The 19027-nt window shown below is 35.6% G+C and carries 18 protein-coding genes; 8 read left to right on the top strand and 10 right to left on the bottom strand.

Going from position 1 to position 19027, the window contains the following annotated elements:
• Positions 1-87: 87 nt before the first annotated feature.
• Positions 88-1152: a glycoside hydrolase family 130 protein gene (locus EAH81_RS23115; protein WP_140511367.1), complete on the bottom strand. Its 1065-nt coding sequence runs from the start codon at positions 1150-1152 to the stop codon at positions 88-90.
• Positions 1153-1990: 838 nt separating this feature from the next.
• Here EAH81_RS23115 and EAH81_RS23110 point away from each other — a divergent pair.
• From EAH81_RS23110 to EAH81_RS23080, 7 genes are all read left to right on the top strand, one after another.
• Positions 1991-2647 carry a DUF6766 family protein gene (locus EAH81_RS23110; protein ID WP_140511366.1) on the top strand — a complete coding sequence of 219 codons (657 nt, stop codon included), beginning with the start codon at positions 1991-1993 and terminating at the stop codon, positions 2645-2647.
• Between the two features lie 23 nt (positions 2648-2670).
• Entirely contained in the window at positions 2671-3147 is a 477-nt protein-coding gene (locus EAH81_RS23105; protein WP_140511365.1) for a CinA family protein, read from the top strand.
• 26 nt (positions 3148-3173) lie between these two features.
• Positions 3174-5360 carry a hypothetical protein gene (locus EAH81_RS23100; protein ID WP_140511364.1) on the top strand — a complete coding sequence of 729 codons (2187 nt, stop codon included), beginning with the start codon at positions 3174-3176 and terminating at the stop codon, positions 5358-5360.
• 201 nt (positions 5361-5561) lie between these two features.
• Positions 5562-6140, top strand: a complete 579-nt coding sequence (locus EAH81_RS23095) for a flavodoxin family protein (protein WP_140511363.1) — start codon at positions 5562-5564, stop codon at positions 6138-6140.
• A gap of 12 nt (positions 6141-6152) precedes the next feature.
• Entirely contained in the window at positions 6153-7358 is a 1206-nt protein-coding gene (locus EAH81_RS23090; protein WP_241676638.1) for an MFS transporter, read from the top strand.
• 33 nt (positions 7359-7391) lie between these two features.
• The gene (locus tag EAH81_RS23085) at positions 7392-8144 is read left to right on the top strand and encodes an SDR family oxidoreductase (protein ID WP_140511362.1); all 753 of its coding nucleotides are present in this window, start codon (positions 7392-7394) and stop codon (positions 8142-8144) included.
• Positions 8145-8249: 105 nt separating this feature from the next.
• Positions 8250-8528, top strand: a complete 279-nt coding sequence (locus EAH81_RS23080) for a hypothetical protein (protein ID WP_140511361.1) — start codon at positions 8250-8252, stop codon at positions 8526-8528.
• A 111-nt stretch (positions 8529-8639) separates the two neighbouring features.
• On the opposite strand, the gene EAH81_RS27655 is transcribed toward EAH81_RS23080, so the two are convergent.
• Positions 8640-8810, bottom strand: a complete 171-nt coding sequence (locus tag EAH81_RS27655) for a hypothetical protein (RefSeq protein WP_170214149.1) — start codon at positions 8808-8810, stop codon at positions 8640-8642.
• A gap of 62 nt (positions 8811-8872) precedes the next feature.
• Positions 8873-9100, bottom strand: coding sequence for a hypothetical protein (locus tag EAH81_RS23075; RefSeq protein ID WP_140511360.1), 228 nt, complete (start codon positions 9098-9100; stop codon positions 8873-8875).
• Positions 9101-9487: 387 nt separating this feature from the next.
• Here EAH81_RS23075 and EAH81_RS23070 point away from each other — a divergent pair, with 387 nt between their 5' ends.
• The gene (locus EAH81_RS23070; protein ID WP_140511359.1) at positions 9488-10597 is read left to right on the top strand and encodes a catalase family protein; all 1110 of its coding nucleotides are present in this window, start codon (positions 9488-9490) and stop codon (positions 10595-10597) included.
• Between the two features lie 185 nt (positions 10598-10782).
• On the opposite strand, the gene EAH81_RS28175 is transcribed toward EAH81_RS23070, so the two are convergent.
• The 7 genes from EAH81_RS28175 to EAH81_RS23035 all read right to left on the bottom strand — a co-directional run bounded on the left by EAH81_RS28175 (position 10783) and on the right by EAH81_RS23035 (position 18974).
• The gene (locus EAH81_RS28175; protein WP_410501120.1) at positions 10783-10911 is read right to left on the bottom strand and encodes a hypothetical protein; all 129 of its coding nucleotides are present in this window, start codon (positions 10909-10911) and stop codon (positions 10783-10785) included.
• 192 nt (positions 10912-11103) lie between these two features.
• The gene (locus EAH81_RS23060; RefSeq protein WP_140511358.1) at positions 11104-12477 is read right to left on the bottom strand and encodes an MFS transporter; all 1374 of its coding nucleotides are present in this window, start codon (positions 12475-12477) and stop codon (positions 11104-11106) included.
• A gap of 119 nt (positions 12478-12596) precedes the next feature.
• Positions 12597-13781, bottom strand: coding sequence for a mannonate dehydratase (gene uxuA / locus EAH81_RS23055; RefSeq protein WP_140511357.1), 1185 nt, complete (start codon positions 13779-13781; stop codon positions 12597-12599).
• 209 nt (positions 13782-13990) lie between these two features.
• Positions 13991-14803 (bottom strand): SDR family oxidoreductase, encoded by an 813-nt coding sequence (locus EAH81_RS23050; protein WP_140511356.1) that lies wholly within the window; start codon positions 14801-14803, stop codon positions 13991-13993.
• Positions 14804-14820: 17 nt separating this feature from the next.
• Entirely contained in the window at positions 14821-15483 is a 663-nt protein-coding gene (locus tag EAH81_RS23045; protein WP_140511355.1) for a bifunctional 4-hydroxy-2-oxoglutarate aldolase/2-dehydro-3-deoxy-phosphogluconate aldolase, read from the bottom strand.
• A gap of 139 nt (positions 15484-15622) precedes the next feature.
• Entirely contained in the window at positions 15623-16630 is a 1008-nt protein-coding gene (locus tag EAH81_RS23040; RefSeq protein ID WP_140511354.1) for a sugar kinase, read from the bottom strand.
• Positions 16631-16694: 64 nt separating this feature from the next.
• A complete protein-coding gene (locus tag EAH81_RS23035; protein WP_140511353.1) occupies positions 16695-18974 on the bottom strand; it encodes a glycosyl hydrolase family 28 protein in 2280 nt (759 codons plus the stop codon).
• Positions 18975-19027 lie beyond the last annotated feature (53 nt).

Raw genomic sequence — 19027 nt, 5'->3', positions numbered from 1 at the left:
TTTCGTTACTATCAAAAATTTATATAATTATAAGAGCATTATTACAATATTATAATATGCTGTTTTTAAGTGTTCTAAGTCTTTTTGCTATTTATAGCCAACAAATTCCAAACGCGATAAAATTTCGTTTATCGAAAAATAGGCACCGCATACAAACTCATCTGCGGCTCCGTAATAAATAGTGAGCCTGTCACCGTCAACAACATGCCCGTTGGTAAAAACAACATAGCCAAAAAATCCGCTTAATTCGTAATTTTCCTGAGGTCTCATAATGGGTTCCAATGTCCGTGCAATAATTTTTGACGGATCTTTAAGGTCCATTAAAAAAGCCCCAAGACAATATTGATGTTCCGCATTTGCGCCGTGATAAATTTCAAGCCATCCTTGTTCTGTTTTTATTGGAGCGGCTCCTGCGCCAACTCTTGCACTGTCCCACAAACCTGGTCGGGATTTTATGATACATTGGTGATTTCCCCAGTGAACGCCATCAATTGATTCTGTAAGCCAGATAAAATTACCTCCAATTTGTGGACTAGACGGACGATGTAAGGCATAAAATTTGCCATTGATCTTTTCTTCAAAAATGGCACAGTCTTTATTATGAGGCGGAATAATCATTCCTTTTGCTTCAAAATTTTTCCAGTCTTTAGTAGTACGAAGTCCCACGCCAACACCGTTTTCTGAAACCGCCGTATAAGTAAGGTAATACGTGTCGTCTAATTTAGAAACACGACAATCCTCGATTCCAAATTGTTCCAGATTTCCCATTCCGGTTAAGATAGTGTTGGTGTCTTTTGGCTCATAAAAATGAATACCATCGTCACTGCATAACAAACGCAAATGCGAAAGCGTAGTAAGATAATCCAGTCCTTTGTATTGCACTATCCGCGCATCAGTCATGACCAGATCCGGATCGTTTAAAGGGATTTCGATAATTTCTATTTTACCCAATGCGTTCACTATGGGAAAAAAAATAACGCCCTCTTTTTGTGCAATACATTCTGCAACACGAACAAGAAGCCAGGTTTTATCTTCAAAGACAAAAACACCGGGATTTAAAAGACTTATAATTTGCAAATCAGCTGTACTTGGCTGCAAATCTTTGGGCATTAATAATGGATTTTCAGAAAAACGACGTGCTATATCACTCATAATATTTTGTTTTGATTAACCCGTTGGGTGTAATTATTTAACACATAGAAACATAGATTTCTTAGCTTAAGAAAAGGCGTTTCACTTATTTAAAATGTATCCCGTCCCGTCCCCGACGCTTCGGGCAATGTCATTAAGTTAAGCTTTTTGACTAGCCTCCAGCTTCAGCTGGAGGTGTTTAATATGCACAATGAGTGGCTTTAGCCAAATCGCATATTTTTGGCTAAAGCCACTCAGACTGGTTTTGAATAATCTCCAGCTAAAGCTGGAGATTATTCAAAACTACACTTTGAGATAAAAAATATAATCAAAAAAGCTTAACTTAATGACATTGAGCTTCGGGATCGGGATCGGGCAATGTCATTAAGATATTTTAGATTTTGTTCCATCGGAACATTTCATCGGTAGAAAAAAATGCATCCAGAGAAACATCGTCCCATTGGGACGTTTGAAATTGTCTACGTAATCTGTATATGTTTTTAACAATATTATTTATAAAATCAAACGTTCTTACGGAACGTAAAAAATACCGTATTTATTGGGCTATCAATGAAATGTTCCGATGGAACAAAAACAAATTAAAACTTACAATTATGCTTATGCTAAGAAAGTCAATCTATGGCTAATAAATTTATATAATAATAACGTACGCTTATGAAATTTTCATCAGTTTTAATTGATTTTCAATTATATAAAAGCGTTATATTTTTCAGAAATGCAGAATAAAATTTATTTCACAAAATGCGAAATAGAAGAAATCTTATAAAATATATAAAAAATGATGTAAGTAAAAGTCGTGAGAAGATTACAAATTTGTAGTAGCTAAAAAGATTGTACTATGAAAAATTTCTTACGTAATAACAGCCTTTCACTTTCTTTTTTTGTTTTGTTTCTAGCGTCATTAGGTGCGCAGACCATTTTTGGCTTTAAAGAACACAACAAAGAACTTATCGAAGACGGTGCAAACGCCATAACTTTTTTGTCTTATTTAACCTCAGGTCATTTTATACAATCGACATTTGAGAATTGGGAAAGTGAGTTTTTGCAAATGGCCTTATTTGTAGTAATGACTATTTTTTTACAACAAAAAGGTTCCTCAGAATCTAAGGATTTTGATAAAGACGAAGAAGTCGACAGAGAACCATCAGCAAATAAAAAAGACGCGCCATGGCCGGTAAAAAAAGGCGGATGGATTCTGGCAATTTACAAACATTCCTTAACGATTATTTTGTTTTTACTGTTTTTAGTTTCTTTTATTTTTCATTTTTATGGAAGTCTGAAAGACGAAAACGAAAAGCTTTCCTTAAAAGGACTTCCTTTAGAATCTGCTTTAAATTATATTGGAGACTCAAGATTTTGGTTTGAATCTTTTCAAAACTGGCAAAGTGAATTTCTATCTGTCTTTGCCATCGTTATTCTGTCTATTTATTTTCGTCAAATTGGTTCATCGCAATCCAAACCTGTTGATGCACCAAATATGGAAACCGGAGAATAGTGTTGATTAAAAAAAACAAAATTATGCCATCAGAAATTATTACAGAGTGCAGTAGAATTATTGCAGAAAAAGGCTGGAATATTGCCTTTGCAGAAAGCGCATCGGCAGGGAGATTAAGTGCCGAATTTTCTCTTACGCCATATTCCGGACAAATTTTAAGAGGTGGAATTGTCTGTTATGAAGTTTTTGTAAAAGAACAAATCTTGCACGTTCCGCATTATCTCATCAAGGAATTTACACCGGAATCTATGGAGGTGACTCAGGTTTTGGCACAACAAACAAGCCAGTTTTTTAATTCAAAAATAACGGTCGCACTTACCGGACTTACCACTCCGGGAGGAAGCGAAACGGAGGAAAAACCAGTTGGCACTATTTTTTTCTATATCATAACGCCTAAAGGCAACATCAGCCACAAAGAAGTATTTTCTGGTAATCCTGAAGAAATTGTGCTCAAAGCTGCCGACCGCGCAGCAACGCTGATTCAAAAGAAAATAAGTTAGAAATTAATCGATAAAATTAGATACACATGCAATCAATTTCACCATGGGCTGCAACAGTGCAGTCTGATCTGGAAAACAGCACGGTTTTATGGGAAAAGAAATTCCGTGAGTACACTTTTCAATTATACAATACCGGAGATTCACTATGGATTGTTACGTTGTGGCCCAATCAGGGAAAAATGGCTTTTAGGGCAGCTTTTGGTTTAAACAGTTGTTTTGAAGTTACCAATTTATTTGATGACGGTCAGATAACAGTACTAAACCTGTCAACAAGAATTGGGAAATATGAAGTAACAATTGATTTCCCAAATGAATTATTGCCTTTATTGCATTATAAAACGTCGTTTAAGGCAGATTTTCCGATTATGATTCCGTTCTGGCCTCGTGATATTTTGCCTTTAACAGAAAAAGGAAGTGTCGAAAATACCTTTGGAAACATCCATACACATCAGGTAGGAGCACGTTCAGGGCTTATTTTTCTGAGTATGACAAAACCAAAAACCGGATCTGTATTTTACTTTCAGGATTTAGGTTCCATGAGTGCGTATTGTGAAGCAACTGAAACTTCACTTGATGAAACCGTTGGTGGTAACTGGCCGGAAATTGGTTTTCAATTACCGCTGACGGAAGATAAACCTTTGCCGGCAGATAAAGATTTTGTTCTATCAGATGCTTATGTATTATTTTCGGACCAAATTGCCGAAGATGATATTCAGGTTACACATCAATTCTTAAATAATTTGGGCGAAGTTTATAAATCGCTTCCGCATCCTGAAACCGAATATCATAAATGGCCGGAAATTGCTGAAAAATGTCAGGAAGATTTATATCATAACAAAGGCTGTTGGACGCAAACTAACGGCGTTCCCTATTTGAATGCCTATTTGTGCGATTATAAAACGCCATCGGAAATTATGGTACAGCTTGCTGTTTTAATGCCTCTGAAGGAATATATGGAATGGACCGGAGAAAAACATCCGCTTTTTGATGATTTGCAAAAAGGAATTTCGGCATTTTACGATCCTGATATAAAAACTATAAACCGCTGGCTTCCGGCTTTATATGATAAACTCGACGGATCAGAAGAGCAAAAAGAGAAAATGGTGATGGATTCCTGGTATTTGCATCATCCTTTAATGAATCTAAGCAGACTTGCCTTAAAAGGAGAAAAAATTGCCGAAAAATTACTATTGGATTCTATTCCATACGCCATAAAAGTGGCACGCCATTTTGAATACGAATGGCCCGTTTTTTATAGAATGGATACATTCGAAGTTATTAAAGAAGAAACCGTGCCGGGGCAAGGAGGTGAGCATGATGTTCCGGGTTCATATGCACATTTGATGCTGTTGGTTTATGAATTAACAAAGGATGAACTTTATTTACGTGAAGCGAAAAAAGCGGTTAAAAAATTGATTGGTTATGGTTTTCAAATTTTTTATCAGGCGAATAATACCGCTTTTTCTGCCGGAGCACTTTTAGATCTTTATAAAATAACAGGCGAAAAAATGTATCTCGATTTGAGTTTTGCTTGTCTTGCCGGATTATTTAAAAACATGCAAATTTGGGATTGCCAATATGGTTATGGAAAAAATTATCCCAATTACTTTTCCATTTTTCCGCTTAATGATGCACCTTACAGTGCCGTATATGAAGAACATGAGGTTTATGCCAAGTTTTGCGAGTACATGATAAAAGCGGAAGATATTGAAATCCTGCCGGCGTTAAAAATTTTAATTCCTGAATTTATAAAATATTCGTTGACCAGAATGTGCTATTATTATCCGCCAAAATTGCCGGAAGATATGCTTTCTGAAGAAGTGAAAACCGGAGAAATTCAACCAAAACTATGGATTCCGCTGGAGGATCTTTATACCGGCTGGGAAAAAAGCGGTCAGGTTGGTCAGGAAGTTTATGGTGGTGGTGTGGCTTTTGGTGTGGTGCCAAGACAATATTGCAAGGTTAAAGGAGAAGACTTTTTGATGTTTTTTGATTATCCGATAAAAGGCTTTAGAAAAATTAAAAATACAATCATTTTCAAAACTCTGGGAAGTGAGGAATTCACTTGTAATATCATGATTATTGGTCCAAAGAAAATTCCGAAAAATATAAAAGTTACCCAAAATAAAAAAGTAATAGAAGCGGAGTTTTCGGAAGCAACTAGTATGCATTATACTATACAGGGAAATAGCAAAGTTAAAATTGAATGGTAAATTTTTTATGAATTTAAAAAAGGATAAATAATTGCAACTGAAAATAATATAAAGGTTACTTGAGAAAATTATAAAATTTATAAAGTACTAATGTTTAGTTTTAAGTAATCGAATATTATATTCTGTTTATTAAAGGTTTATATTCAGATAAAATGCGTAAAAATACCTTTAAAAAAGCGATACATTTTTAAATAAAAAATTATGAAAGCGATTATACTTTTGGCTACCCTTAAAAAAAATGGAAGATCGAATACCGAAACTCTAGTGGAATTTTTGGAGCCGTATCTTAAGAAACAAAATATAGAATATGAAGTAATCAAACTTGCAAAACACCATATTGTTCCCGGTACTTATATTCATATGGAAACAAAAGACGACTGGCCGGAAATTTATGAGAAGATTGCAAACGCCAAAATTTTGTTATTTGCCACACCCATTTGGTGGAACAATCACTCATCAGAACTTCAAAGATGTATAGAGCGTCTTGACGAAGTTTATGATAAAATTCTGGCAGGAGAAAAATCTCCACTTGATGGAAAAATAGGAGGTGTGATTGTGACAGGTGATTCTGATGGAGTAGAACATATTACAGGAAATATTGCTAATTTTTTCTGTAGTATCGGAGTAACAGTTGCGCCTTATACTTCTTTGGGAGTTATTTGGGATGGACATGCTAAAGATTCCAAAAAGACCAAAAAACAGCTTTTGGATTATTATAAGAGAACGTACGCCAAAGATGCAAAAGCTATGGCAGAATCATTATCGAAAGCAGCAAAATAGCAGCTGTTTTTTTTGGAAAATGAAATTGCCATGAAGAATGAAGCTTATATAACCCGAGGTAAAAACCGTATCGCCAATGCCGTATTCTTTTTCATATCAGGATTTGGATACGCAGCATGGGCTTCCAGAATTCCTACTATTCGCACGACTTTTCAACTTAGTGATAGTATGTTGGGAACCTTATTATTTGCAATGCCCGTTGGACTTATTTGTACTTTGCCGCTTACCAATTACCTTTTAGGAAAATTTAGCAGTAGAAAGATAATGCTTTTAGGATCTGTCGCATTCAACAGCGTATTATGTTTTACAGGTTTTGCCTCTCAAATTTGGCAGCTTTTTATCATTTTATTTTGCTTTGGGTCAGCGCGAAATCTTCTAAATATCAGCATGAATGCACAGGCAGTAAGTGTACAGCGTCATTATACGGAATCTATTATAACGACATTTCATGGCATTTGGAGTATTGCGGGTTTTGCAGGTGCAGCTCTTGGATATTTTTTGGTAAGTATGGATATTGGCATAAAATGGCACTTTCCACTTGTTGGATTAACTATGATTGCCCTGACGATTTATCAATATCAATATACTATAGACGATCCGCCTGAGCCGAAGAAGAGAAAAACCTTATTTTCATTGCCCGAAAAATCAGTTTTGCATTATGCCATTATCGTATTTATTTGCATGGCGTGCGAAAATACCATGTATGATTGGAGCGGTGTTTATTTCCAGAAAACCATGTACGCTTCGCAAGCGATGGCAACAGGTGCTTTTGCTGTTTATATGGTAGCAATGACTCTGGGGCGTTTCGCAGGAGATCGCGTCGTAAATCGTATTGGAATAAAAAATATGCTGTACTATAATTCCATTTTGCTCACGGCAGGTTTTCTGTTGGTAGTTTTAATTCCGTATCCCATATTTGGTTTTATAGGTTTTTTGATGACTGGTTTTGGAATATCCTGTATTTCGCCTTTGGTTTTGAGTCTGGCAGGAAAATCTGCTAAAGAGGGAAGTGCAAGAACACTGGCTTCTATTTCAAGTATCAGTTATTTGGGATTTTTGGTAGTGCCGCCTATTATTGGTTTTATTTCAGAAGCAGCAAGTATCAGGATTTCCTTTGGAATAATAACATTGCTTGCGGTAATAATGATCGTATTAATAAAAAGAATCAAACAGGATTCGAAAACAGTTACTGAACATACACAAGAAGTAGCACTTTAATTAAGTTGCATTAAATGACTAAAAAATAAGACTATGAAAAATTTAAATGAATACTTTGGAACAAATATTAAGGATAAAAATATTGTAATTACGGGCGGAACAACCGGAATAGGAAAAGCCACTGCCGAATTGTTACTTTCGCTCGGCGCACGAGTGCTTATTTTTGGAAGGGACCACGAAGATTTTAATAACACTTTTGAAGAGTTTACAGCAAAATATCCTGAAGCCGAATTGTTTGGAACACCAGCGGATGTTACAAATGAGGATGATATTAAAAAGATTTTTGATATTGTAGATCTAAGCATGGGAAACATCGACATTTTGATTAATAATGCTGCTTTATCTTCTGGTGGAATTACCAGTAACGACGATTGGAAATATATAGTAGATACGAATATTAAGGGCTACATTGATTTTGCACAACAAGCCGTTGTGAGAATGAAAACACAAAAATCAGGGCATATTGTTAACGTAGGATCAATGAGTGCCGAGATCAAAAATCCGGAAAGCACGATTTACGTAACAACAAAATCTGCTATTAACGGTTTTACAGCAGCACTTCGTAAAGAAATAAATCCGTTAGGGATAAAAGTGAGTCTTATAGAACCCGGAGCTGTAATGTCTGACATGCAGCCGGGAACTAAGGAAGAACAACGAGAAAAAATTGAAAAACTAGAAATGCTTGATGCAGATGATATTGCAATGAGCATATTGTTTATAGTATCGCAACCTAAAAGATGTGATATTGTGAGTATGCAGGTACGACCAATTCTACAACTTATTTAATGATGTTTTTTATGAATGTTTGAATTGTATAATGACTAATAAAAATTTTATAAGATTAAAATTACTGATAGTAATACATTTGAAATTATAACTAAAAAACTCATTATGAAAACAATACGAATCAAAATAGTATTAGCTATTGTTGTTGCAGGTTTAGCTTTATCCTGTAAAAAAAATGAAACGGCTCCAACTGATTACAACAAAAGTGCAGATTCTACAACGACACAAATAGATACTGTTGGACCAAATTCAGACACAACAAGTGTTGGGGCAGGAACGACCGGTGCAACTGGCGAAGGTTCTACCGGTTCTGGTTCTGCCGGAACAACACAAAAAGGAAATACGACTGTGAAAACAGATTCGACCAGTACAAATGGCAGATAAAAGTCTGCATTTGTTGATTATTTAATATTTAAAAAAACCTGTAACGATTTTCGTTACAGGTTTTGATTTTTATACCATCTTCCCAATTGGAAAAAACAGGTTTTGCTCTAATTATTTTCGACTTTTCAAAAAATCACGAGCTCGCTTAAGTCCAATTGCTATTGCAGAGCCTTCTTCGATGCCATTTTTGAGAAGAGCGTTGGCTATTTCTACTGCTTTTTTCCGAAGTTCTTCGGGAAGGTTTTTATAGGATGGAGGAAAATCTCCGTTATACCAAGGCATAATTTGAAAGTTAAATTAAAAGAAATAATGCAGGATAAAAGAAATCCTGCATTATTAAAGTTTTAGCTATTTGTTGCTGCACTGCCTGTACTACCGGAACCTCCGGAATTATCGTTTCCGCTTTCATAACGATTAGGATCAGTTCCCGCTTCATCGTCTTCATCAATATCTCCCCAATCTCCTGTGTTGGGCTTTTCTTGTGGTTCATTGTTTTTGTCGGAATTATTTTCCTGACTGTGATAAGGACATTTTTGAAGTTCTTCAGCGCTATAATTGTTTGAATTTTCCATGATTTGAATTTTTTAAAAGATTAATAACCTCAAAATTAATTCTATACAAAGATTTTGTCTTATAAAAAAATCAGCTTTTGTTATTAAATTATAAGGTATATGCTTCGGCGTATTTATTATTTTGTATTTGATAATGAAATTGTTAACCTGTGAATCCTGTAAAACGAGATTTATATTTTGTAAGATCTTTGTCTAAGAGATTTATAGATTTGAGTCATATGTTTAATTCTTAAACTGACTGGATTTGTCAAATTTATTATGAAAAATAAATATACTCTCGCAACATTATTTGGCATGATAGCAATGCCGTCTTATAAACCTTCAGAAAAGTAAAAATCCGGACAAAATCGTTTCCTTTTAATTTTAGAAATAAATAAATCATTTCATATGACAGACTCCCGCAATTACATACGATACAATGAAAATATAGAAGTTATACAGCCTAATGAGGACGAAATTAATAAAAAAGTTGTGGACTCAATGGCAAGAGTAAATCGCCTGATGTATGAGAAGCACCGTCATGCCATAAGGGATGCGCACTCAAAAAGCCACGGAATTTTGAAAGGCGAATTAGAGATTTACGACAATCTGCCTGAGCATCTGGCACAGGGATTATTTAGTAAACCTAAAAAATATCCTGTGATTGTAAGGTTCTCAACAGCGCAGGGTTCCATAGTTCCTGATAAAATGTCGGCATTTAGAGGCATGGCTATAAAAGTTATTGGTGTTGAAGGGCAAAAATATCTGGATGATTTATCTCATGCCGTAACACAGGATTTTCTGCTTGTTAATTATCCCATTATCCCTACGGGTACTATAAAAGAATATTTAAAAGCACAGGAAAAGATTGAAAGCCATGCCGATAGTGATTTATTGGTTCAGAAAATAGCACAAAAAGCCGCAGTAGGCGTACAGAATGTATTGGCAAAAGTTGGACTGGCAGATGATACCAATGAGTTGGATGCTCCTGGACCTCATATTCTGGGAGATACGTACTTTAGTATGGCAGCGTTGCGTTATGGAGATTATGTAGCAAAAATTAATATGAAACCGCTGTCAGAAAATGTCAGGGAATTATCAGGGAAGAAAATAGAGGATGCTATTATTGAGGCTGATGAAAATGCTTTCTTAACTTCGATCATTGCTGATTTTTTTAAGTCTAATACAGCAGAATATGAGATGGGAGCACAGCTTTGTACAGACTTAGATATAATGCCGGTTGAAGACGCATCTGTACAATGGCCGGAGGATAAAAGTCCTTATCAGCCAATTGCGAAGCTTGTATTTTTTCCTCAGAAAACTTTTAGCCCCGAACGACGTGTATATGCCGATGATGTTTTGAGTTTTAATCCGTTTCATTGCCTGCCAGAACACCGTCCGCTAGGAAATATTATGCGGGTTCGAAAACTGGCTTACGAAACTTCAAGTAAGTTCAGGCACCTTATGAATGCAAGAGTTAGGGTTGAACCAAAGGGAATTGAAGAACTGCCTGATTAATTATTATTAACCCGTTGGGTGTAATTAATAAGAGTTCAATTGGCACCTATAGAAACATAGATTTTAAATGCAAAAAAGAAACACATTTCTTTCACATAGCTGGTCCCGAAGCTTCCGGATGTATTTTAAACATTTTTCTGTAGAATAATGCCCAACTCGGAATCTCATTTAAAAGAATAAAAAAATCAGTATGAGAGATCGGTTTTTTCCTGACCTTCTTTTGTGATATAATAAGTGCGCATACAGCCTGTTTTTAAAAAATAAAAATGACTGCAAACTTCCTCCTGAGATAAAATAATTGTATTTCGTTTTATTTTAAGAGTTTTAATGCAAGACTATTAATTGGTGAATAATTTAAGTAATTGGTGACCTATAAATATAAGATAAATTTAATTCTTGAAAAACTTCAAAGTAAGAAAAATAATCGTTTTTTGTTGTAGAAATAAAAGCTTCCAATGTATAACACTGAAAGCCAAATATTTTTCGAGTAACTTATTAATGAATTTTTATAAATCTGTTATCACAGTGTATTTTGGAACAAGGAATTTCATAATCGCCCACGCAATCAAATACGCAACAGCACAAAGCACAAACATTACAGTATATCCTGTTTGAATATGCCCCAAATTTTCATAATAATCGAAAAGTGCACCGCCCAATTTTGAAACCAGAACACCGCCAATTCCTCCTGCCATTCCGCCAATACCAATCACAGAACCAATTGCTTTTTTAGGAAACATATCAGATACTGTTGTAAATATATTAGCAGACCAAGCCTGATGTGCAGAAGCTCCAACACCAATTAATAGTACAGGAATCCAATAACTAATATAGCCGAGTGGTTGAGCTAATAAAACAACTAAAGGAAAAAGGGCAATAATAAACATCGCTTTCATTCGACCCTCATAAGCGTTGTAACCTTTGTTGATGAAATACATGGGGAAATAACCGCCATAAATACTTCCAACCATTGTCATTGTATAAAGTACGGAAAGCGGAAAAGCAATATCGGTTTTTACAAGCCCAAATTGCGCTTCTAAATATTTAGGCAGCCAGAATAAAAAGAACCACCAGATACCATCGGTTAGAAATTTACCAATTATAAAAGCCCATGTTTGTTTGTATTTTAAAAGTTTAATCCACGAAATTTTTTCTTTTGGCAAAGCGTTTTCAACTTCCTTTTCTATAACCTCATTTTCAAGAATATAATTTAATTCAGCTGCTGATAGCCTTTTTTGCTTTTCGGGTTTTTCATATAGAACGTACCAAAAAAACATCCAAATAAAACCAATTCCACCAATGATGATAAAGGCAATTTCCCAACCCCAATTTACAGCAATCCACGGAACGGTTAAAGGTGCTAATATCGCTCCAACATTTGAACCTGAATTAAAAATACCCGTTGCAAGTGAACGTTCTTTCTTTGGAAAATATTCAGCAACGGCTTTAATGGCGGCGGGAAAATTTCCTGCTTCACCAACAGCTAAAAATGATCTTGAAATCATAAACCCTAAAATAGAAACCGGCACTGCAGCGATTCCCGCCCAAACCAAAATATTGTTTACCGAAGTTCCAATTGGGATGGCGTAGGCATGCATAATGGCGCCAATTGACCATAAGGCAATCGCTAAAATGTAACCAATTTTTGTTCCCACTTTATCAATCATTCTTCCTGCAAAAAGCATCGAGATGGCGTACACAAATTGAAAAATTGCTGTAATATTAGCATAATCGCTGTTACTCCAGTGAAATTCTTCTGAAAGGCTTGGGGCTAATAAACTCAGTACCTGTCTGTCTAAATAATTGACAGTGGTAGCAAAGAAAAGCAGTCCACAGATGGTCCATCGGTATTTTCCAATGACTTCGGTTTTATTATGCATTATTTTTGGTTGTTATAGTTTAATAATAGAATTTTAAATAAAGTTTTTTTGCATGATTGTATTTTTAATGTCATGATTTTATGGTGTAACGGTATTAAAAAAATTATATCAATGTTTATTTATAAACTTCTTTTGATTCCCAGTTCTAATCCTCGTAGTTCAGCCAAACCTCTTAAACGTCCAATTCCGGAATATCCGGGATTTGTTTTTTTCTTTAAATCATCAAGCATTTGGTGACCATGATCTGGACGCATTGGGAGTTTACTTCCGTTTCTTTTTTCTACTTTGATGATTTCTTTTACCACTTCATACATGTCAACATCACCTTCAAGATGATTTGCTTCAAAAAAGTTTCCTTGCTCGTCACGTTGTGTACTTCTTAGGTGAATAAAATTCATTTTATCACCGTGACGTCTCACGATTCCGGCTAAATCATTATCGGCTCTAACGCCGTAAGAACCTGTACACATTGTAAATCCGTTTGATTTTGAATCATACGCTCTCATCAATTCGATAAGATCATTTTCTGTGCTTACCACTCTCGGAAGTCCTAAAATAGGATAAGGCGGATCGTCCGGATGAATGGCCATCAATACATGATTGCTTTCGGCAACGGGAATAATTTCTTTTAGGAAAAAGAATAAATGCTCTTTCAATTTATTGCTGTCAATACCATCATAAGCTGCCAAAGTAATTAGGAAATCTTCAACAGAATATGCTTCTTCAGCACCTGGAAGTCCGGCAAGAATGTTCTGCTGTAATTTGATTTTGTCTTCTTTTGATGCATTTTCGAAGTACGTGGTAGCAGCTTTAATTTGCGCTTCTGAATATGATTTGTCAGCATCAGGACGTTTTAAAATAAACAATTCAAATGCTGCAAATTCGGTCATATCAAAACGTAATGCTTTTGAACCATCGGGCATTTCATACGACAAATCAGTTCGTGACCAGTCTAATACAGGCATGAAATTATAACAGATACAATGGATACCGCACTCAGCAAGATTTTTAATGCTTTGTTTGTAATTTTCAATGTATTGAAGGTAATTTCCTGTTTGTTTTTTGATGTCTTCATGAACGGGAATACTTTCAACAACTCTCCATTTTAAACCTGTCAATCCATTCTCAGGATTTCCATCCTTGTATTTTACAATATCAATTCTCTTTTGAATTTCTTCAACTTCCCAAACCTGACCGTTTGGAATATGGTGTAATGCGGTTACAACTCCTGTTGCGCCTGATTGTGCTATATCTGATAAAGAAACGGGATCGTTTGGCCCGAACCATCTTAATGTCTGTTCCATTTTATTTTGAATTTTATAATTAGTGTTTTTGATAATGTGTATTTTTTTAAACACATAGAGACATAGATTCAATTCTTAAAAAAAATGATATGAAGAGAAATACATTTTTTTTACATAGCTTATGTACCTTTTAATAAGTGAAACGCCTTCCTTTGCGTCATAAAAGCTATGTTTCTATGTGTTAAAATAATCGTTAACAATAGGTTCTATTAAATACTTGTTGCGCCAAAACCGCCATCTACTTTTATAATTGTTCCGGTTACGAATTTGGACATGTCGCTGCATAGAAAAAGTAAAACGCCATCTAAATCTTCAGGAACGCCAAAACGTTTCATTGGGGTCTGATCGATAATTTTATTTCCTCTTGGAGTCAATTCTCCTTCCGGTGTTAATAATAAGGCTCGGTTTTGTTCTCCGATAAAAAACCCCGGAGCAATGGCATTCACACGAATTCCTTCGCCGTATTTTGAAGCCAATTCTACAGACATCCACTTAGTGAAATTATCGATAGCAGCTTTTGAAGCTGAATAACCCACGACTCTGGTTAACGGACGCTCTGCTGATGCCGAAGAAATATTGATGATAATTCCGCTTTTTTGTTTTGCGAAAAGCTCAGAAAATACTTTTGAAGGAAGCATTGTCCCAATAACATTTAAATCCATTACTTTTTGTAAGTCACCTAATTTTAAGTCGTAAAAAGCCTGATCCGGTCCAATTGTTGCTCCCGGCATATTTCCTCCTGCAGCATTTATTAAGATATCCAAGCGGCCATATTTCTCAACAATTGTACTACGGATTTCTTCCAGTTCTTCCTGATTTAAAACATTTCCTTTAACTGCAAAAGCTTTAACGCCCTTAGCTGTTAATCTGTCTACTGCTGTTTGAGCTTCCTCAAGAGTAAGTCCTACGATTCCTGTAATTACACCTTCTTTGCCTAATACTTCGGCCATATTACTGCCCAAAACCCCTGCACCTCCGGTTATAAGGGCAATTTTTCCTTCTAAATTAAATACTGAATTCATTTTTTATTATTTATTGGTTACTTGTTTATAGTTTTTATAATGTTCAGGACGCTTTTGGTTTGAGTTTCTAGGGTCTCATAATCCTTGTTATCCATCAGTTTCTTGCTAATTAATTTGCTTCCCATTCCAACGGCGGAAACTCCTGCATCAAACCATGCCTGAATATTTTCTTTTGTTGTATCGACTCCGCCTGTAGGCATAAAAATCAGATCGGGAAAAATGTCTTTTATGCTGGATAGAAAGTCAGGTTCTATCTTGTTTCCCGGAAATAATTTTATGAACTGAATTCCTTTGTTTTCAGCCGCAATTATTTCAGTTGGAGTCATACAACCCGGGATATATAAAATTTCTTTGCTTTTTAATAAAGCGGCTACTTCGGGAACAAAACCCGGACTTATAAAAAAGTCAGCACCCAATTCCAGATAGGTTTCTGTTTGCGCTTCATTTTTAATGGTTCCAATTCCGATAAGTAAATCGAACATTTCGGCATCGCGAACGGCTATCATTTTTTTGAAGTTTTCTGTCGCTTCAATTCCTCTGTGCGTATATTCGATTGCTTTTATTCCGGCTTTGTACAGCGCGCGCAATATTTCTATACTGACAGTTTCATCTTTATTAAAATACAAAGGCAATGTGCCTTGTTTTGTAATCGTGGTTATTACTTGTTCTATTTTACTCACTTTTATTCGTTTTTATTACCATTTCCCATAGGATTTAATCTTCCAATAAATATTTGCGCTTATTTTTTCTCGCAGCTTTAGCAGATTTTTTATTTTATGATCTTTTGCTTTGTGTTAATAAATTAGATAGTTTTTAGAATTATCGAATCACTCTTCCGCCTGTAGAACCGTTCATTAAAGCTTTAATATCATCGGCTGAAGCCAAATTAATATCTCCGGCAATTGAATGTTTTAGGCAAGAAGCTGCTAAGGCATATTCCACCGTTTTTTTAGGATCTTCCGACCAGTTAATAAGCCCGTATATAAGTCCTGCCATAAAGGCATCGCCGGCACCAATACGATCGATAATGTGTGATATCTTATATTCTGTCGATTTGTATAATTTTGAATTGCTCCATAAAACCGCTCCAATTGTATTCGATGATGCGTTGGCATCGTATCGAAGTGTGGAAACAATCGTTTTTAATTTTGGATGCTGTTTTTGCCATTTTGTATAAACATCTTCAAAAGATTCTTTTTCTGTTGTTTTTATTCCTAAGCAGTTCTCAGAATCATCAATTCCTCCCAAAAGCACATCACAATATTGAATTAGGTTCGGCATTACTTCATTGGCTTTTTTGCCATAATTCCATAAGGTTGGTCTGAAGTTTAAATCAGCAGAAATTATAAGCCCCATTTCGGAGGCTATAATTAAGGCTTCTTCACAAACATCTGCCAAATCTTGCGAAAGGGCAGGAGTGATGCCCGACCAATGAAACCATTTTGCATCTTTGAAAATAGTTTTCCAATCGATCATTCCTTTTTTTAGCATCGAAAAAGAAGAACTGTTTCGATCATAGATTACTCTTCCAGGTCTTTCAGACGCACCCTGTTCGAAATAATAAATTCCGATTCGTTCTCCTTGTTTGATACTATTGGCCTTCATTCCATACGAAAGCATTTCACTTTCTGCAGCTGCCCCAAGTTCATTTTGAGGAAGTGCAGTTACAACCTTAACATCACAGCCCATTAAAGACAATGACGCTCCAACATTTGCTTCAGCACCGCCATAATGTGCTTCAAATGTTTTTGATTTAAAAATTTTTAAATGATTTGGAGGTGAAAGGCGAAGTAATATTTCTCCAAAACACACGATTTTATCTGACATAACTTATTATTTGTAATTTACTTTTGTATGGAATTCAGAACCATTATTTATTACTATTTAAAACTTAATTAACCATTAGCTTTTTGTTTGAAACTTTGCTGCCTGATTTTAAGGAAACCAAGTAAATACCAGTTTTTAAGGTTGAACTCAGGTCTGCTTTAAATGAATTCTCCTCTTTAACTTTACCAGAGTAAACCAAACTTCCTGTACTGTTATAAATTTCTATTGAAGTATATTTTTCACCATTAAAATCAATGTTTATAATTCCTTTGTTTGGATTAGGATAGATATACAAACCTTCCTCAGTTAAAGATTCAGTTGTTGTTTCAGCAGTCTTTGCACTTTTAGCCGCTATACCTCCCGAAGTAGTTTTTATAGCTAAATAGTCTACATTTAATTCCGTTGTTCCTTCAGAATCACGCAGCTCGATTACGTTATTTCCCTGATTAAGAGCAGTGCTTAAGGAAACTTCGGCAAAAGTTAAAGAGGAGGATGTGATAACGCCTTTTTTTGTACCGTTTACATAAAGTCCCATTTTTCTTGTACTTGCAGAATAAACCGCAACATTAAATGCTAGATTGTATGTTCCAGCGGTAGTCATATTAACATTTCCCCATTTTAGGCTTCCACCGGCATTTAAGTCAACATATCTTCCGGTTGCTCCGTCGTTTATAGTTCCTTCATTGATTAAAGCATTTTCTGCCTCATAGATATTTTTATTCGTAATCTCAAAATCCATAGTACTTATAGCTCCGCAACTGTTGGTGTACGTTGCGGTATAGGTTCCGTATTTTACATCCTGAATATTAGAAACAGTAACTTCGCGTGAATTTGAATTAAATCCGTTTGGTCCTGTCCAGCTCCAGGAACCGTCAGTAGGCTGAGGCCCAAAAGTCACAGCTGCGCCAGTAGCGGCAACGGTAATAGGAACATTTCTATAAGCACCATTATTTACTTTTGAGAAAGGATCAATTGGAATTCGGGTACATCCATCAGTTTCATGAACATCAGCCGTTGTGTTTTCGAAGTAAGTTCTCGGACGACTGCTGTTTCCTGTATTGATAAAATCACAGCTGTTAATATCAAGACCATCAATACCTCTTGCCCAAATACCATAAGCATTGGCGATTCCGTTATTTTTAACTTCAGGATAGTTTCCGTTCATGCAAGTAGGAACAACTCCTGCATTTGAACTGTAGTTATAAACTGTAATATTGTTTAGGGTTACATCTTCAATTTTAGTAGTTTCCGCACAGTCATAATTGAATACTACCGGTTGTACAGTTGCTTTTTTGCAATTGATGTTTTCAATTAAAATGTTGCTTAGTGTACCATTAAACGGGCTGTGATTTCCTCTGTTTTGCAATTCAAGATAAATAGGGTTGTAGCAGCTGTTGATCGTGAAATTTCTGATGGTAACATCATGTACATTGGTGTTATCGTTACTTTGTACTGTTATAGCAGAGATACAATCACCAGTAGAAATAGGATCTTGTCCGGATTCAGCAGGATTGGAATGTTTGTTTATAATAACATTTTCGGCAATGATATCATACACATCATTTTTTGTATCAGTTCCAATTTTAAAAGCGTTGCAGGAAGAAGCCAAAATACAGTTCTTGATTCTTACTTTATGCAAAGGGGCATCGGGTTTAACCTTTAGACAAAGTGCATCATCACCAACTTCAATATCACAATTGGTAATGGTAACATCAAAGCAGCTTTGGATATCTATACCATCTGCAGAACCGCGAAAGTTATCAAAAGGTCGACCACGAATTAACATATTATCTACTATTACGAGATTGCATCTTTCAATATTGACAGCAAAATTTGGGATATTTCTAACTGTTAAATGATGAATGTTTACGTTCGTACAACCAATTAATTCAATACCACGTCCGGGTTTATCATAAGGTCTCGTACTGCGTTCGTAGACCAAACCACCGCCATCGATGATTCCGCCTCCGGTTATTTCAATATTCTTAAGGTTTTCACCAAAGAATAAATCACTTCCGTTCTCGCGCCATACATAGATAGTATTGGCTTTTATAAGTGCGCCCGGGGAAATGATAACTGTTAAGTCGTTGGATTTAAGCGTCAAACCGCTGTCCATTAAATAAGTTCCGTCAGGAAAGAATAATACATCACCTGGCTGGCAGGCATTAATTGCATTTTGGATATTGACAGTTGCATAGCTGGCACCTGTATTATCTGCTCCGTAATCTGCGACCACGTTTCGGGTGGCGCTCCAAAGCACTGATGCGTTACATAAAAACGCAATGCTTGCAAAAAAGAAAATTTTCTTCATCGAACATCGATGGAAATTCAAACTTGTTTTCATAATAAATTGTTTTAAAAATGTGGTTATTTAATAGTTAATATTGCGCGTGTGCG

It is taken from the genome of Flavobacterium pectinovorum (assembly GCF_006438875.1).
Classification (GTDB): Bacteria; Bacteroidota; Bacteroidia; order Flavobacteriales; family Flavobacteriaceae; genus Flavobacterium; species Flavobacterium pectinovorum_A.
The sequence above is the reverse complement of the archived record's forward strand: the minus strand, read 5'-3'. Positions and strand labels throughout refer to the sequence as shown.

Bases quoted from the DNA above. Each gene is read 5' to 3' on its own strand.
- EAH81_RS23115 (WP_140511367.1), bottom strand. From the start codon at position 1,152: ATGAGTGATATAGCACGTCGTTTTTCTGAAAATCCATTATTAATGCCC.
- EAH81_RS23110 (WP_140511366.1), top strand. From the start codon at position 1,991: ATGAAAAATTTCTTACGTAATAACAGCCTTTCACTTTCTTTTTTTGTT.
- EAH81_RS23105 (WP_140511365.1), top strand. From the start codon at position 2,671: ATGCCATCAGAAATTATTACAGAGTGCAGTAGAATTATTGCAGAAAAA.
- EAH81_RS23100 (WP_140511364.1), top strand. From the start codon at position 3,174: ATGCAATCAATTTCACCATGGGCTGCAACAGTGCAGTCTGATCTGGAA.
- EAH81_RS23095 (WP_140511363.1), top strand. From the start codon at position 5,562: ATGAAAGCGATTATACTTTTGGCTACCCTTAAAAAAAATGGAAGATCG.
- EAH81_RS23085 (WP_140511362.1), top strand. From the start codon at position 7,392: ATGAAAAATTTAAATGAATACTTTGGAACAAATATTAAGGATAAAAAT.
- EAH81_RS23080 (WP_140511361.1), top strand. From the start codon at position 8,250: ATGAAAACAATACGAATCAAAATAGTATTAGCTATTGTTGTTGCAGGT.
- EAH81_RS27655 (WP_170214149.1), bottom strand. From the start codon at position 8,810: ATGCCTTGGTATAACGGAGATTTTCCTCCATCCTATAAAAACCTTCCC.
- EAH81_RS23075 (WP_140511360.1), bottom strand. From the start codon at position 9,100: ATGGAAAATTCAAACAATTATAGCGCTGAAGAACTTCAAAAATGTCCT.
- EAH81_RS23070 (WP_140511359.1), top strand. From the start codon at position 9,488: ATGACAGACTCCCGCAATTACATACGATACAATGAAAATATAGAAGTT.
- EAH81_RS23060 (WP_140511358.1), bottom strand. From the start codon at position 12,477: ATGCATAATAAAACCGAAGTCATTGGAAAATACCGATGGACCATCTGT.
- uxuA (WP_140511357.1), bottom strand. From the start codon at position 13,781: ATGGAACAGACATTAAGATGGTTCGGGCCAAACGATCCCGTTTCTTTA.
- EAH81_RS23050 (WP_140511356.1), bottom strand. From the start codon at position 14,803: ATGAATTCAGTATTTAATTTAGAAGGAAAAATTGCCCTTATAACCGGA.
- EAH81_RS23040 (WP_140511354.1), bottom strand. From the start codon at position 16,630: ATGTCAGATAAAATCGTGTGTTTTGGAGAAATATTACTTCGCCTTTCA.
- EAH81_RS23035 (WP_140511353.1), bottom strand. From the start codon at position 18,974: ATGAAAACAAGTTTGAATTTCCATCGATGTTCGATGAAGAAAATTTTC.